Annotated in this window: 4 protein-coding genes and 1 pseudogene; 2 read left to right on the top strand and 3 right to left on the bottom strand. The window is 69.7% G+C overall.

Annotation, left to right across the window (positions count from 1 at the left end):
* Positions 1-184 precede the first annotated feature (184 nt).
* Together WMF46_RS17650 and WMF46_RS17645 are read left to right on the top strand one after the other, a co-directional pair.
* On the top strand, positions 185-484 hold the full coding sequence (locus WMF46_RS17650; RefSeq protein ID WP_437986667.1) for a hypothetical protein: 300 nt from the start codon (positions 185-187) through the stop codon (positions 482-484).
* A gap of 84 nt (positions 485-568) precedes the next feature.
* Positions 569-770, top strand: a pseudogene (locus WMF46_RS17645) (DDE-type integrase/transposase/recombinase); the annotation flags it as partial.
* A 135-nt stretch (positions 771-905) separates the two neighbouring features.
* On the opposite strand, the gene WMF46_RS17640 reads toward WMF46_RS17645, so the two are convergent.
* From WMF46_RS17640 to WMF46_RS17630, 3 genes are read right to left on the bottom strand one after another with little or no spacing between them, the layout of a single operon-like run.
* Positions 906-5,531: a UvrD-helicase domain-containing protein gene (locus tag WMF46_RS17640; RefSeq protein ID WP_437986666.1), complete on the bottom strand. Its 4,626-nt coding sequence runs from the start codon at positions 5,529-5,531 to the stop codon at positions 906-908.
* A complete protein-coding gene (locus WMF46_RS17635) occupies positions 5,528-11,980 on the bottom strand; it encodes a DEAD/DEAH box helicase (protein WP_437986665.1) in 6,453 nt (2,150 codons plus the stop codon). The genes WMF46_RS17640 and WMF46_RS17635 overlap by 4 nt, the downstream gene beginning before the upstream one ends.
* Positions 11,977-17,037: an Eco57I restriction-modification methylase domain-containing protein gene (locus WMF46_RS17630; RefSeq protein ID WP_437986664.1), complete on the bottom strand. Its 5,061-nt coding sequence runs from the start codon at positions 17,035-17,037 to the stop codon at positions 11,977-11,979. Before WMF46_RS17630 ends, WMF46_RS17635 begins: the two co-directional genes overlap by 4 nt.
* Between the last annotated feature and the right edge of the window lie 3 nt (positions 17,038-17,040).

Below are 17,040 nucleotides of genomic sequence, written 5' to 3'. Positions count from 1 at the left end.
GTGAGCGACCGCGGGTCCCGGGCCTCCTCGGAGACCGCCGCGCAGGCGGCTGCCTCCGGCGCGAAGAAGCCGTGGTTCGCGCTCCTGTTGGCCCTGACGGAGACCTTCGGCGTGAAGCACGGCACGCTCGAGCTCCCGCCGCGGCGAGGCCGCCTGTTCGACCGGGGGCGTTCCTGGTCGCCGCGTGCCGCGAGCTGCCCTGGAGATCGTCGCCGCCTGGACGCGGCCGGGCGAGCTCGCGCGCGTCATTGAGCAGCACGGCGATGCGCACCTCCACGCGCGGCGGCCCGTGGCGCAGCAGTGCCTTTATGGCGTCGACAAGAACGCTGCGGCCGTCGAGCTGGCGAAGCTGTCGCTGTGGCTGGTGACGTTGAGCCGGACGCTCCCGTTCACGTTCGTGGATCACGCGCTACGGCACGGGGACAGCCTCGTGGGGCTCGATTTCAAGCAGATCGAGGCGTTCCACTGGGCTCCGTCGGGGTAGACGGCCGCGACAGCGACGCGAGAGGAGCCGGCGACGCTCGCGGCCGAGGTGCGTGAGAAGCTGCCGCCGTTTCACTGGTGGAGGCCCTGGGACATCACCAAACTGCTCGGGCCGGCGAAGTGGACCTAATTCCACCTGTACGTCATCCTCGACGTCTTGAGCCGCTACGTCGTCGGCTGGATGGTTGCCCCGCGCGAGTCCGCCACGCTGGCCGAGCGGCTCATCAGTGAGACGTGCGCGCGCCAGGGCATCAGGCGTGACCAGCTCACGCTTCACGCCGATGGTCTGCATGCCCTCGTCACCTCGCCGGCAGCTCAGAGCGAGCCCTCGATCGTCATCACATGCGCAGCCCTCGACGCCTCCACAACATCGCCGTTCTGCTCCACCAGATGCAGAGCCGAGAAACACGGGGCCGTCCACCCTATTGCGCGCTCTCGCCGCGCTCGCTCACCTCTCGGGGGGCCTGCGAGGCTCCGGCGTCCCACTGTAGCCAGTCGCCACGCAGCACCGCCCCGAACCGGTTCGCCAGCGCCCCCACCACAATCCGGTCCGGCTGATTCCCGTAGTAAGCCTCGATGCGCCGTTGCACCGCCTCGACGCTCACGTGGCCTTCGGCCTCGTCCAGGCACTGTCGGACGATCTCCGCTCGCGTCGGCACGCGCACGCTCTCCCATTGCATGAGGCCGACCGCTCCGGACTGGGACAAGCGGAACCGCGGGTCTCCTCGCAACACCGACATGCACATGTCCAGCGACCACTGCGCATGGCTCTGCGAGAGCCGCGATACCTCCGCCTTGAGCTGGGAAGCTCCGAGGCCGCGCGCACGCCGCTCGAGCAAAACGGCGACGTGCTCCAGCGCCTCCACGAGCGCAGCCGCGCCGCCTGGGAGGTCCCGCTCGAGCAGGCCCACACGCTCGGCATCGCAGCTTACGAAGGGCGGCCGCAGCAGGTTGAGCGAGACCGTTCCGATGGGCGCTGTCGTCTTCTTGCGCAGCGCTGCAATGACATCCTCACGTACCATGGGACCGCCGTGGTCCCGAAGGATGCGGACCAGCTCGTCGCGATAGTGAATGCGCCCTCGTTCATCAGGCGCGTCGAGCAGCGCGAAGCGGTTACGGCCGAGGTAGCGCATCCGACCGCTCTTGCGCAGCAGCGCCGCGAGGTGCCAGTGGTCCAGCCACTCCGGTAAATCCACTGACTCGGCCAGCTCGTCCAGGATCTCGTTCGCCAGCCACTGCCGCTCGGGCGGCTCGCGCTGCAGCACCTCCAGCACCGGCGGCACCACCCTGTCCATCCAGCCGCGGAAGTCGGGGAAGTGCTGCTCCAGGCCCACCAAGCCGCGGTCGAAGAACAGCACCTCGTCCGGCATGTTGCACCGCCCCAGCCGCTCGGTCAGGTCCTCCACCCGCATCGGCGTCGGTGATGCCCGCAACGCCGCCAGTACCGCCGCCGCAGTGCCGGCACCGAACCCGAGCACGCGTGCCTCCGCGCCAGGCTCCTCGCCGGCGCCATCCTCGGCTTGCTCAACGTGAAGCCGCTCGCGCAGTCGCTCGAACGCCACGTCGGCCAGGAACTTTCCTAGGGTGGACACGTGTTCGTCAGCGAGCGCTCGGAAGGCAGACAACGGGCTTGGCAGAGGCATTTCCGATGCCTTTCTTCGTAGCTCCGCCGCGGCGTCGTCGAACACTGCCTGGGCGCACCGACCGAGGTAGGCACGCTCGTCCACGTCGACCACGCGCATCGCGCCATCGAGCAGCCGCTCGCCCAGGTAGTCGAGCGCCGCGGGCATCGCCGCGATGCCGGTCCACCACGGATCCTCCGCGAGCGTATCGAGCGCGGCGACGCCATCGTTCAGCGCCGCTTCGAACCGCCGCCGGATCTCGCCGAGCCACAAGCGTTCACGGCCGAGATCCACCAGCACCGCGTTCTCGAGCTGGCGGGCCCGCTCGCGCGAGACGCCGAGCGTCTCGCCGATCGATTGCAGCGTCTCCGACGGAGCTCCCAGGCCGGCCCTCCGCGTAAACACCATGCGGCGCACAGCATCCTGCTCCTGGAGCAGCGCTTTCCACGACTCCAGCAGGCCGGCGTCCATCTTCCGCCGGACGCCGTCGAGCCGCTCCATGTGGGCCTGCAACGCCTCCACCAGCGCAGGAATCGACGCGCGCCCCATGTTCTTGGCGGACAGGAGGGTCGCCTTCGAGCGCGCTGCAAGCGCAGGGATCGTCTCGATGCCCTCGGCGCGCGCGTACGTCACCACGCGTGTCGGCAGATCCACATCATCGATGCGAGCCGAGGCCAAAGCGTCCGGCAAGGCCAGGCGCATGACGTCCCATTGCTTCGAGGTGAACGGGTCTTCCTGCAAGGATGCGTCGCTCGCCGCCGGGGCGCGCGCTGCCGCTTCGGCTTCGGTTGCGGCCTCCTCCCACGAGCACCCGAGCGCTGCTTCGAGCACGACCCGGGTCTCGGCGAGGGTCTTCCGTCCCAGATTGCGCTCGGCCAGCAGGTCGCGCGGCGGGATACGCGAGAGCTCACCGAGGGTCGTGAGGCCCTTCTTTTCCGCCCAGTTCATGAAGCGCACCGGCAAGGACAGAGCAAGCAGCGGGGTCTCGCCCGGCTTTGCAGCGGGAGGCGTCGTTGCAACGAGAGGCGTCGCAGACTGCTCCGTGAAGGCAGGTGACGCTGGGGTTTCGGCGACGGCCGCAGGCTCCGGCGCGGGCAGCTCGGGCGCCACCGCCGCCGGCGCGGGTGGAATCGAGGCCGAAGGCGGTGGGAGGCTGCTGGCCGCTGCTGGCCGCACTGTGGGACGCCGGGGGCTCACTGCGGCGGGGGGTGGACCCATCGCGGCGAGGAAAGGGCTCGGGGTGCCCCACGACGTGACGAAAAGGGCGTCGCGCGCGCGGCTCGCAGCGACGTAGAGCAGGCAGCGCTCGGCGACCTCAGCGCGATGCGCCACAACCGGATCGTCCGACTCGAGCTCCGGTGAGCGGAAAGGCACCTCGTCGGCGTTCACACCCACGACGAACACCACCGGGAACTCCAGCCCCTTGATCCGGTGCATGGTCGCCAGGCGCACACTGGGATGGCGAGGCTCCTCGCGGTCGATGAGGTCCGCCGGGATGCCGTCACGGATGAGCGCGTCGAGGAAGCGATCCCGCAGCGCAAATGCGCTCCGTGCCGCGATGCAGATCCCCTCGGGCGGCGTTCCCGACGCCAGCAGCCGCCGCACTTCGCCGACCACGAAGGCCACCTCGTCGGCTGCATACTCAAAGCTGTGCACCGACGGCGCTTGCCCCTCGCGGAGTGAGACATAACCGCGGCGGCTCGCGGTGCCCTCGTCGAGGTCGTCGACCTGCTCCCCGCCGAGCGCGCCCAGCGACCAACGGCAGATCGCCGCCGTGGTGCGGTAGTTGAGGCGCAGCTCCTGTGAGCGTCGCCCGCGCACGTTGATGCCAGCGCTGCTCAGTGCGACCGGTCGGCCGTAGATCCGCTGGTGAGCATCGCCGACCAAGAAGAGGTCGTCCGGGTGTTCGGGCCCTGCCAGCGCGCGCACCAGGCGCAGCGCTTCCAGCGAGAAATCCTGCGTCTCGTCCACTACTACCGCGCGGTAGCGTGCGGGTCCGCCGTCGACTTCGACCCGCTGCCGCGCGCGCCGAACGATCTCGATCGGCTCCATCTGGCCGAGCCCTTCGAGCTCCTGTCGGTAAGCCCTGAACAGCGGCCACAAGAGCCGCCGCTCGCGTCGGCCCAGCGGCACGCCACGCGACAGCCGCACCGCGCGCACATACGCCTCTTCGTCATGGAGGTCCTGCGCCTGCACGACGTCGCGCCACTCGGTCTTGCAGAACTCCAGGCCGAAGTTGGGGACCGCATAGATGTCCATCACCCGCCGCCAGGCCTGGTCCCGCATCTCGTTGGTCGCGAGGCGGACGTGCTCGCCCCGACTCCGCAGGTACTCCGAGGCCCACCCGTCGATGTTCTTCACATCAACGCGCGAGAGCTCGTGCGGCTCAAGCAGCTTCTCGAGCTGCCGGCGCAGATCGAACGCGAGGTTGACCGTGAACGTGGTGAACAGCAGGCGGTCGTCGGGCTTGACGAAGACGTCGCGCACCAGGAAGGCGGCGCGGTGGAGCGCGACGACGGTCTTGCCCGTACCGGCGCCGCCGGTGACGCGCATCGGCCCCTTGGTGCGGGCGCGCGCGAGGACGCGCTGCCTGGGGTGGAGGTACACGCGCCACACGTCGAGCGGATGCGCAAGAGCACTCTCCAGGTCGAAGTCGGCGCCGAGCAACCGGAACTGTTGCTGCGTGCTGGGCCGCTCGAGTGCCGCGGCCACATCGGCCGGGTCCACCTCGGCCTTTGCCTCGGGCCCCTTCGGAGCGCCGCGGCCAAGGATCTCCTCCAGCACCGCATCGAGCGCGAGGCCGGCCGCAAGGCCGGTGAGCACCTCGGCCGCCTCGGCAGGGAGATGGGGCGCGAGCTGGTCCAGCTCGGCCTCCGAGGCGACGGCGCGCACCGCGGGGAGGAGCGCCCGAGGCACACCGCCGTGAAAGAGGTCGTCGTCCGTGAAACCCGCAAACAGCCGCGCGCCGTCCGTGTCCGGCGCGCTCACCGGCCGTTCGATGTCCCCCTTCGCCGGCCGCGTTTCCTGAGTCGAAGCAGCATCGACACTTTGCGCCGTGCCGAGCGACGTGACCACGTGCGCCGCCGCGTCGAGGTCGTAGAGCTGCAAGGTGCCCGTTGCCGGGTGCACGGCCGTGCGCTTGGATGCTGCCCAGCGATAGGCCTCGTCGTGGTGGTCTACCCACAGCAGCACGAAGACGTCCCCCCGCTCGGGTGCCCGCACGATGGCGCGGTAATCGTCGCCGATGCGCACGGAGCGAAGCTGCTTGTCCTGCGCGCCGCGGATGGGCTCGTAGTGGATCGACGCCTGCGTGGAGTCGGTCGTGAATTTCCGTAGAAATTCGTCGGCCTTGTGCTGCGCCTTGCGCGGAAGCCGCGCATACGCCGGGAAGTAGTCGCGGGCGATCGCCACCTGCATCGTGGTCATACCTCCTCTGGGCGCAGCGCTCGGAGCAGCGCGGCCTCCGCCAATCCGGCTTCGATCGGGAACAGCGTCCAGCCGAGCGCGCGCAGCATCTCGGCCGCGTCGCGCTGCTCGTCGAGGTAGCCGCCCACCCGCGCTTCCGCCCAGCCGATCTCGATGTCACCCGCGTTGCCGCGCAACCCCACCATCGTCTCGTACGGCACCGCCGGTACCGGCGCGCCAGCCAGCAGCACCGCCCTCACCACGGCGCGTGCCTGCTCGTCGCGGATCTCGGCGAGCACCCCCTCGGCCTCGTCGGACAGCGCCGCCGTCGGCCGCGCGCTCGCGGGTCTGCGCGGCGGCGCCTCGCTCGCCGCCGCCGAGCGCGCGGCCTCTATCGAGGCTGCGCCGCCCATCTGATCCGCGAGCTGCTCGGAGCTGGCGATCTGTGCTCCTGGCAGGGCTTGCAGCAGGTTCCAGGCGCGCAGGGTCTGCCGCCATACGGTCTGGAACCCGGGCGCCTTCCGCCGCTCGTGCCGGTCGTCGAGCCGTAGCGTCAAGCTGACCCGCTCCGGCGTCGTGGTCAGCGTCGCGAACGCGTCGCGCGGCGCGCTCACGACGAGCAACGCCTCGCCGTCGGTCCCGACCACCGCCTTGGCAAGCACGGTGTCGCCGCCGGGAACCGGTTCAGCCGGCGACACCGCGGGCACCTCGGACTCACGGGCGTCGTCGTGGTGCGCTGCGGCCCGCGCCGCCGGCAGTTGCTTGCCGCGCTGGTGCAGCAGCACGAAGGCCGAGAGCGCCGCCAGCGAGCGCAGCTTCGACGGGTCTTTCAGGTGCGCGAGCAGTCCTGTCAGCGGATCCCGGTCGAGCGCCGGCAAGAGCGCGTCGAGCTTCAGGGCCGCCGCGAGCTTGCCGAGCTGCGTCCGGAACGCCGCGTCGGGCCACCAGGGCGGCACGGCGTTCGTCGTGGTGCTCGCCTCGTGCTCGTTCACGTCGCGCCAGGTGATCGACCACGTCAGGAAATGCCCCGGACGCGACAGACCCAGCCGCTTGCGCAGGTCGTCCTGGATGCGCGCACGAGGCACGCCCGGCATCACGTGGTAGGCGGCGCCGTCCAGGAAGACCGCCACCGGCAGCACGCCGCGCTCTTGCGCCTCCGGGTACAGCACGAAATCCGGCCGGCAGCGGTGCTCGGCCAGGTCCTCATCGACATCCACCTGCGCCCGGAGCAGCCAGCGCCGCCCGCCGACCTGGAGCCGCCACGACGCGGCGTCCAGCCGCTCGAACGACGGCGCCGGCTCGTCCCCCTTCCCGCTCTGGTGCTCGCGAATCCACGCGTCGATGCGCTCCAGGAATCGCGCCTCCAGCTCGCTCTCGAGCACTGCCTCCTGGGCCAGCGAACCGACGGTCTCGCCCAGCGTCAGCCCGTTGAAGCCCTCCACCAGCCTGTCGAGCTCGTCCAGCGCCACCGCGCGATCGAGCAGCGGCAGCGCCTCCTGCTCGCGGTACGCGTACAGGCACAGGTGGCATGCCTTCGCCTCCTCGCCCCGCTGGTTGCACGGGCAGCGTTCCAGCGCCTCCTTCGCCAGCAGCAATACTTGCCGCAGCTTCGCCCCCTTGCCGTACGCCAGATCCACGAGCATGCCCGTGCCGCCCGGCACGAGATCGAGCACCACCAGGTAGCGCCGCCTCCCTTCCTGCCACTGCAGCGGCTCGTCGTAGCTGTCGACCAGCAAGAAGTCCGGATCGCCACCGAAGTACCGTCGCAGCCCCAGCCGCAGCGCCCCCCGCAGGTTCGGGAGCCGCGTCGCCCACGCGTGCTGCGAGATGGGGACCACCAGGCGCAGCGCCTCGCTCTCCAGCCGCCGCACGAGGTGCATCTCGCGGAAGTCCTGCTTGTCCTTCGGCGCCTTGCGCTTCGAGCACGTCGTCCAGTGGCTCGGCCAGCCCTGGTCGGACACGCGATCCACCGGCTGCTGTACCTGCCCGCAGTCGGCGCACACGACGAAGTTCACCTCGGGCAGCTCGCGTCCCGCGACGGTGGCCCGGTTCGCCCTCGGGTCGCGCGGGCCGAAGTTGATCCGGCGCAGGGTCAGCCGCGGGAGCAGCTCGAAGCCGAAGCCCGCGTCGCGGTTCACCCATGCGTGGAGCGGCGTGTTCCCCGCCGGATCGTAGAAGTTGTGCGCCTCGTAGTAGGCCCGCTCGCGATCCTCGTTCTCGTCGCCGACGGTCGCGTCGCGGTGCCGCGCGAAGGCGCGCACGTGCGTCATCGGGGCGAGCCACCGCCGCCGCCCCACCTCGCCCCAGCCGTCGGCGCCGCAGGCCGGGCAGCATGCCGGCATCGGGTCGGGCTGCTTCGCGACCTCGGCCATGTGGTGGCACTGCTCGCAGAGCTGCCACTGCCCAGGTGCGCCGCCGTGCTTGAGGTCGAGGTTCTGGACGACGACGTGCCGCGCGCTCCCGTAGAACGTGTTGAACGGCGCCAGCTCGGCGATCGCCGTGGCAGGCGGCCGCACCCAGGTCAGACGCTGCACGGCGGACGCGGCGCCCTCACGCCGCACGTACGCGTCGAGCTTCACGCCCGGCTCGGGGAACGCGTAGTTCGGCAGCGCGCTGCGGTCGCAGAGGAACCCCCAGAAGTCCTCGTCCAGCAGACCGGTGAGCTCCGCCGACGCGTAGCTCTTCTCGAAGCGCAGGTCGGCGATCTCCCGCTCGGGATCCTCGATTTTCTTGCGCTCCGCCTCGTCGTTCTGGATCTTCTCGATGCGCGCACTGAGCCGCTTCACCCGCGACAGGAGCTCCTCGCGTTGCGCCCGGGCGCCCGCGATCTCCTCGACCAGCCGCCGCTCGACGGGCGCGAGCCCGTCGCCCTCGGGCTCGAAGAACGCTTCCAGCCGCTTCCTCGACTCGGTGTTGAGCTGCTTCGCGAACAGCTCCAGAAAGCCCGCCTTGAGGCTGTCGCGCCGCTCGGCGATGGCTGCCAGCACCCGCTGCGGGAACGGCGGCGCCGCGTCGCCCAGCGCCTCGCGCATGAGCCCCGGCATCCTGTGCCCCTCGCGCGCCAGCCGGTCGAAGCAGAAGGCCAGCGCCTGCCGCTTGAGCACCTCGGGCGCGTCGAGGAAGCACCCCGGCGGGTGGATGGCGCCGGCCATGACCGCGAGCGGATCCTCGAAGTAGTAGAGGTCGTGCGGCCGCGTCGCCGCGAAGCTGATCAGCAGCGCGTTGCCCGTCTCGCGGCCCGCGCGCCCGACCCGCTGCACGTAGCTCGCCGGGCTGGGCGGCACCGAGCAGAGCAGCGTCGCCGACAGGTCGCCGATGTCGATGCCCATCTCCAGCGTCGGCGTACACGACAGCAGGTTCGCCGCGTTCGGGCGCGGTCGCTCCTTGAACTCGACCTCCAGCTGCTCGCGCTCCGCCCGTCCCAGGAGGCCCGTGTGCTCCCGCGGGAACACCAGCCCCAGCGCCGCGCGCGCGTAGTACCGCCGGTAATACGCCGCCGCGCGCCCCTCCTCCTCGCTGACCGCCTCGTAGCGCCCCTCGCACCTGTACCGCAGGCACGGCGCTCCGAGCGGATCGGTCACCGAGCCCGCGACCGCGGCGAGCGCGTAGCCGCACGCCGCGCATCGCCGCGACACGTGGGCTCGGCTCACCCACAGCGCCTCGGGTAGCAGGCCCCACGCCTTGTGCTTCGCGCCCATCGCCCGCTCGCCCAGGATCCCGGCCTGCACCAGGATCGGCGCGAGCGCCGCGCCGAGGTCGCGCGCCTCGTCCGGGGCGAGGTCCACGCCCAGCGCGCGCCCCAGCCAGTCGGTGAGCCAGGTGCGCTTCTCGGCGGGCTGGACGCTGTCGAATCTCCTTGGCTTCGCCTCACTGGTGAGGAATCTCGGCCGCGACGTGGATCGCCCGAACGGCGACAGCAGCGGCGCGCGCTGCTTGCTCAGAAAGAAGGGCTCTCCGGCGTTCTCGACATAGCCCTCCAGGAGCGGATCGAGCACGCCGCCGCGCTGTCGCAGCCGCGTCACGAGCCCCGCGATCATCCGCGCGAACGCCGCCTGTCCGATGCCTCGCAGCGTGCCCAGCTTCTCGGGCAGCACGCTCGCCGCCCGCGTCACGGCCCGCTCGAAGCGGGCTGGATCCACGGTCACTGCCAGGCATCCCGACTGCTCCAGCGTCCGCCCGATGCGCGACGCCACGCCGAGCTCCCGCATCGCCTCCCACCGCAGCCGCTCCCCCACCGCGGCCACCAGCGCTTCCGGCGGCCGCGGCGGTGCCTCACCGAGCATCTCCCCGCGCGCCTCGGCCTCCCGGGCCCGCGCCTCGCGATCGTCCTGCGCTTGCTGCCACGCCGCGTTCGCCTCGAGGAACTCCAGGTCTTGCGGCAAGAACGCCGCCACGAACGCGGCGTCCGGATCCCAGCGCCCCTCGGCCAGGCGCGCCGGCCAGTGCGCCACCATGGCCGGGCCGATCGCCGCGAGCGGGATCGCCCCCTCGGCGGGCACCACCGCGAGCAGCGCCGAGCGCAGGGCGAACCGGTACGTCCGCCCGCCGAAGAACCCTGCGCGGTGCGACGCGTCCTGCACGCTGTCGCTGAACGCCAGGAGCTTCCGATCGGTGTTGAGCGGCGTCGTGAACAGATGCCCCACCGCCACGCTCGTCAGGCTCGCGCTGCGTGACGCCAGGAAGCGCATCGCGTCGCGCGTCCCGCACGCCGGACACCGCTGCCGCCCCCGGCCGCCCGTCGCGTCCGCCTCGTCCTGCTGCGCGAACACAGGAAGGCGCCCCGGGCCCACGTCCTTCTCGCCCAGGAGCTCCCGCGTCTCCAGATCCAGCATGGACCGCGCCGGCGCGGTCCCGTCGTCCGCCCGCACGCTCGCGTCGTGGTGCAGGTACCGCACGTCCGGGCTCCGCTGCTCCACGGCGCGCGCGATCAGCCCGTAGTCGAGCTCGATCTTGCTCCCGAACCCGTCGGTCACCGTCACCCAGGACGCGTGCCCGCACTCGCGGCAGTATGCCGTCGGCAGCGCCGCCGTCGTCTCCGGGCCCGGCCCGTCGTCGACCCACCGGAAGCGCGGCGCCACGCCCGCCGCCGTCACCTCGCGCAGCAGCCGCCGCACCTCGCGCACCCAGAGCTGCACCTGCACGCTCACGAGCGGCATGCGCCGGACGCCGACCTGCCGCTTCGACCACGAGAGCAGCGTCAGCAGGCTCGTCAGCAGCGCCTCGGCCTCGGCCTCCGTGCGCGTCGAGAGCGCGGGCGTCCCGGCCCGCACCTCGCGGCAGATCACGTCCCACGGCAAGAGCCGCTGCCCGGCCGTCCGCACGAGCGCCCGCGCCAGCGGGTGCCGCAGCACCGCCTCGCCGAGCCGGACGCGGAAGTCCTCGCCCGCCGCCCGGGCCAGCGCCGCATCCCGGGGAAACCACGCCCTGGCCGCCGCGCGCACGTGGGCGTCCGCCTCTTCCTGCGGCGCTGGCAGCAGCCGCGCCAAGTCGCCCGTGGCCAGCGCGCCGGCGCCCTCGGCGCCGAACATCTCGAACAGCTCCGCCGCCGAGAGCCGCGCCTCGCCGATCAGCGCGTCCTCGGCGAACTGGCGATCGAACACCCGCGACGCGAACGTAAGGAGTTCTCCCGTCGTATCCGCCCCGCCGGTGACCGTGGCGCTCGTGCCCACTGGGCAGATGGCATCTGCTCCGCCTAGCCTTGCCCCCAGCCTCGCGCCCAGCCGCCGCACCAGGCAGGCCACGTCGGTGCCCTGGGCGCCGTCGTAGGTGTGCAGCTCATCGAGCACCAGATAGCGCAGCCGGCCGGGCGCATTGTGAGCCCACAGGCCCGCGTCGCGGGGGCGCTGGAGCATCAGGTCGAGCATCTTGTAATTGGTGAGGAGGATGTCCGGCGGATTCCGGCGAAGGTGATCGTTGTCGTCGATGCAATGGGAGGCGCCCATCTCGCGGTGCTGCCCCTGGCCGCCCACGAACATGCCGACGCGCAGGCGGCCGCGGAGGCGCTCGTCGCCGTGGACGATGCTCGCGATGCGCCGGGCCTGGTCGGCCGCGAGGGCGTTCATCGGGTAGAGCAGGATCGCCTGGATGCCCTTCTCGCGCCGGTTCAGGGAGCGCAGGGCGTGATCGAGGATGGGATAGAGGAAGCACTCGGTCTTGCCGGAGCCGGTGCCGGTGGTGACGAGGGTGGCCTCGGGCTCGTGGCCGTTGCGGGACGAGAGCCGCTGCCAGGCGAGGAGCTGGTGGAGGTAAGGCCGGTAGGGCGGCTTGACGTCGAGGGGGATGTCGGCGCCCTCGGGGGCGAGGGCGAACGGGAGGCCGAGGCGGACCCAGGGGCCCTTGAACATGCCGCGTTCGCCGGAGAGAAAGGCGAGGAGGGCACGCTCGAGGTCCCGGTCGGCGAGCTGCCAGGTGCTGCGGAGGTAATCGAGGAGGGTCTCGCGGATCTCGGCCGCGACGAGATGCGGAATCACGCGCGGGCGGCCTTCGATGAGGTGGCAGCGCGGCCGGCGGAGCGGGCCGGAGGGGTCTGCGTCGTGCCGGAGGCGAGACGTTCGGCGAAGAAGGCGTAGGCGGCGCGCATGTCGTCCTCGCGGTCGCGGACGTCGAAGGGGGGTTCGAGCTGCTGGCGGTCGAAGTCGTCGGGGAGGCGCTTTCCTTCCTTGAGACAGGCTTGCCAGAGCTCGAAGGCCTTGCGATCGAGGCCCACGCCGGTGAGCCCGCGGTTCGTGGTGAAGGCGATGCGGCCGTTGCGATCGTACCAGGTGTTCTTTTCGTACTCGCGGAGCACGGGGAACTGGGTGCGGTAGATGGTGCAAAGCTCGTCGATGGTGAGCTTCAGCTCGAGGGCGGCGAGGGCGTCGATCTCGACGAGTGCCCAGCGACGTTCGAAGTGGTTGCGGAGGGCACAATGGCGATGCCACTGGGTGGAGCGGGCCGGCCAGGGCGAGAGGCGGGGGTCGGAGATGGACCAGGCGGGGGCGGTGGCAACCTGCGGCCAGACGTCGTTCCAGAGGTCGGCGTAATGGGTGGTGAGGCAATTGAGGCGGAGGGCGCGCGATGACAGCAGATGAACAGTTGGATTTCTCGTTGCGGGAATCGGCAAAATCGAGAGCAATTCTCGACGAAGATGCCCCTTCCCTGTTGATCGAACCAGAAAATCAACAACAAGCGACGACCAAAGCGCACTACACTCAACCAGAAGATCGAGCCGCTCAAAGCAGACAGAATGAACCAGATCGATATGCCCAGGACCAGGAGGAACAATTGCCACGATGGCAGTACGCTCCCCCCCGGCAGCAAGCATGGTCCGATTCACATGCCGATAATAGTCAGTCATTGGCTTGCCCAAAAATCGAGGCACACGAGCATCATACGCGCCACGATCCGGACCTGGAACATAGTTGACACGCGGAAGATAGTCATCTGGAATCAACTCAAGATCAATCTCATCATAATCCTTATTATGACGACACGGATCTCGAGGACTCTTATTAAATGGATTTCCAACAAAGAAGTGAGGACCGCTAACAATCCATTCGCTAGCATTCCCTGGAACGCTGACACAGCGACGAATCGTGCCATCTTTCTGAGCCTCGGTCTCATCCCACATCTTTGTTCCGAGCACTCCGCTACCCATGCCGCTTAGCTTATGCGGGTACTGAGCAAGCCGCTGCAAGGTATGCACCACTTCGGCACTGTGGATAACTGGCAAACGCGCTTCTAGCGTGGGTATCCCAGGACGATCAAAAAGCGTCGCAAAGAACTTAAGCTCGCGCTCGCCCACATTGACCAATCGATTCCGGTGCCCAACAATTTCGAACTCATCATTATCACTTTTAATTCCGGGCGTCTTTCCACCACCATCGTGCAACATAGAAGCATCGACCGTGGCCGGATGAAACAAATTGGCAACAACCAAGAAACCCGTCAAAGCTCTAGGTTTCGCCCCAGACACGGACAGCGTATATGGACGACCATTATTAACGTCTGCAAACAGACGAAACTCGTTCCGAAATCGAAGGACAATCCGAAGCCTGCGATACGCCGCTTGACGAAATTCGCCACCTTTAGGATCGTCAAAGAGCCCGTCCTGGTGAATTAGGGCGACGATGCCACTCGTGCTACCAATGCACCAACCCTGGGAGATGAAGCACTTGTATAGATTGGGCTGAACTCCAGACAGCAAAGGAAACGAACTAGGGGCACTCACAAACGTTTTGTAGCCCAGTTCACTAGTGAGTGTTTCCAGATAAGTGTGGACTCGGCCGTCGCTGCTGAGAATTGCCCCCCGGCGTTTAGCCAAATCACTCGCGCTGAGGCCATCGAGCTCAATCCTTGGATCCATATCGCTTAGGATCCCGCTTTCATTCCAGTCCACCTTGATCCATGGCGGATTTCCCACCACCAGATCGAATCCCCCACCCTCCACAAATACCTCGGGGAATACCAGCTCCCAATGAAATGGCCGCAGCCTTGCGCACGACTGTTCCGCCGCCGTCCACAAGGTCGCCGCCCCCTTCCGCCCTTCTTCCTCCGCCTCGTCGCCTTCGTCTCCCTCATCCGTCGGCCAGATCCCCAGCGACATCTGCCCCACCGCCACGGCCGGCGCCCCCGCGTCCACTCCCAGCGCCTCTTCCAACGCCCGCAGCCACGCCTCGCGCTTCGGGAGCAGCGTGCTGTGCTCCAGCGGAAAAGCCCACAAGGCCGCCCACAGGTTCATCAGCCGTTCCAGCCGCCAGTACGCCTTCCCCGGCAACTTCAGCCCCGCGAGCAGCTCCGCCCGCTTCTCCAGCGCCGGCAGCGCGTTCTCCAGCGCATCGCTCCCCCACACCGTCGCCGCCGGCGTGCACATCGCCAGCACCCGGCGCCGCTCCTCCACAGCCTCCCGGTACAGCACGTCCACCCGCGCCGACAGCGCCTGGAGCCGCCGCACGTCGACCGCACTCCACGGCTCCTCGATGTCCTTCCGCCACGCCTTCAGCCGCGTCACGGCCTCCGGCGCCAGCTCGGCCACCACCTTGTCGTCCTCGAACGGCGACATCCCCGCGTCCGGCACCAGGAAGTGCCACACGCTCCCCGCCGGCCGCTCCCCCGCGACGACAGCCTTTGCCTCCACCTTGCGCGGCGGCCGCCGGTGGTGCCGCGGCAGCTTCAGCTCGGTCGCCAGCTTCTTCAGCGCCTTCACCACCTCCTTGCGCTGCTCCGCTGCCAGCTCCGCCTCGCTCGCCTCGGCCTCGCCCCCGTCCTCCCCTGCCCCTTCCTCGCCCTCGGCGGGCGCCCCGGCTAGCCGCTTCACCCGCTCCAGCCGGCTCCGCACCTCGGCCACTGCCTCCGGGTGCTTGCCCTCGTGCGCCGCCAGTACCAGCTCGAGCTGCGCCTCCAGATCATCGGCCACCCCATGCCTCTTCACCGTGGCCGCGATCGCCTTGGCCAGCGCCTCGTCCGTGCCGAAGTCCTCCGCGGCCCACACCTCCAGCCGCGCGCCCACCAGGCTGTTGCCCACCGCCAGCCGCGCCCCGTACCACGGCGTCGACTGGCCCTTGTGCAACGTCCCCAGCCACAGCGACACACCCGCCAGCCGCGCCGCCATCGGATTGAGGTCCACGCCGTAACAGCGCGCCTCGGCCAGGTAGCTCTTCACCCTCTGCTTTTCGAGCGCATACTGATCGGGCGGCAGCGCGATCCCACCGAGCTCCTTGCGGCGCCGCTCCAGATACGCGTCGGCGAGCTGGTCGATCGCCTCCACGAGAAACGCGCCGCTGCCCATCGCCGGCTCGCAGATCGTCAAGGCCAGGATGTCCTCGGCCGACTTGCCCTGGAGCAGCTCCCGCAGCGCGTACTTCACCAGACAGCGGGTGAGCACCTCGGGCGTGTAGTACGAGGCCGACGACTCGCGGTCGCGCCCCGCCAGCCGGTAGATGAACGTCCCCGGCTCGTACTTACGGCGCTTCTTCTGCCCGCCCTCGTCGAACGAGAGCTCCTCGTCCTTGTAGCGGACCAGCTCGCGCTCCGGCACGAACCACGCCTGCTGCGTCGCGTCCTTGTCCTGAACCCCGGCGCGGTGCACCTCGTAGAGCCGCTCGCGCGCGAAGAACCCGGTATACGAGAGCAACCCCTCGTAGACGGCACCGAGCTGGTTGATGCCGAGCTGCGCATAGCTGATCCGCCCGCGACCCCACACCCTCGCTCCGCGGCCGCGTCGCGCCTCGGGCGTGAGGCTCAGCAGGCGGATAACCTTTTGCAGCACCTCGTTGCGCAGGCGCACCTTGGCGAGGCGCGGCGTGCTGCGCGGGTCGAAGAGCGGGCTGTGCAGCCCTTCGATGCGGAAGCCGCGCTGGTCCTTGCCCGCCTCGGTCCTGGATGTGCTCGCAGCGCCGTCGCCGGGAGGCTCGGCCGGCGCACGCACCGGCAAGGAGAGCTGCTTCGTGCCCGAGAACCCCTCATTCACCAGGCGAAACAGCCGGCGCAGGCTCTCGTCGAAGAAGAAGCCGTCGCGCGACTCCGGCCCCAGCGCCACCTGCTCCAGGTCGCGCAGCGCCTCGAGGCTGTAGCCGCGCGCGTACTCCTCGCTGTTCATCGGGAGCAGGCCAAGCTCGCCCGACCGCGCCTCCACGTAGAAGAGGACCAGGAGGCGGTACAGGTAGACGAGGCACTCCTCCGTCAGCTCGCGCGCGACCCGCTCGCCGTGCAGCGCCTTCTTGGCGGTGGTGCGCTGGTAATGGACCCACTCGTTGGCGAGCAGCTCCACCGCCTCGCGCGCCGCGAACTTGAGGTCAGCCGAGACCCCCTGCGCGTGCTTGTGCGAGCTCTCGTCGAGGCGATCGTGCAGCAGCGTGCCCCCGTCGGGCACCAGGCTGGCGCGGCACAGGAGCGCGGCCGTGATGCGCAGCGCCTTCGGGTCCTTGCGACCCAGCAGCTCGGACAGGTCGAAGCGCAGGTATTGCCCGCGCCCCCACCGCGCGCGCTCGGCCAGGTACACCTCGGCGCCGGAGAGCAGCAGGATCCACCGGGGAGGCGACTCGACCTCGAAGGCGTGCGCGATGGCCTCGCCCAGCGTGGTGTCGAGCGGAGGCTCCATGCCCGCCTCCCGGGCGCTCTGGGGGAGCGGTGCTGTCCAGAGGAGCTCCAGTGAGGCGCCGCTCTCGACCTCCCTCGGCGCGCGCAGGCGGCCCTCGATCACGGCCAGGTAGGTCTCGCCGTGGCGCTCGGTCACGTGCAGCGCGGGCGCCGTGGAGCCGTCGCCCAGGGGCAGCACCGCGCCGCTCTGGTAAGTGAAGCCGAGCGCCTCGCAGAGCGACACCTGGAACGGATGCGCGAGCGCGTACAGGTGCTTCGGCTCGGCGTGGAGCGGCGCGTCGGTCAGGATCTTGTTCAGCTCACGGCCGAGCGCGCCGAGCGCCTTCTGCGCGGCCTCGATGGCGGCGCCCCCGTCGCCGCCCTCGGAGGCCAGGTCCTTTTCCAGCAGCTCGGCCAGGTAATGCTGGCTGAAGAACTCGCCGACGTTTTCGATACCTGTCAGATCTGCCACGCG

Source organism: Sorangium sp. So ce117 (genome assembly GCF_051524395.1).
GTDB lineage: Bacteria > Myxococcota_A > Polyangia > Polyangiales > Polyangiaceae > Sorangium > Sorangium cellulosum_B.
This window is presented reverse-complemented; position numbering and strand designations above follow the sequence as displayed.

What these genes read in the sequence shown, in the direction of transcription:
- WMF46_RS17640 (WP_437986666.1), bottom strand. Translation starts at nt 5,531, where the DNA reads ATGACCACGATGCAGGTGGCGATCGCCCGCGACTACTTCCCGGCGTAT.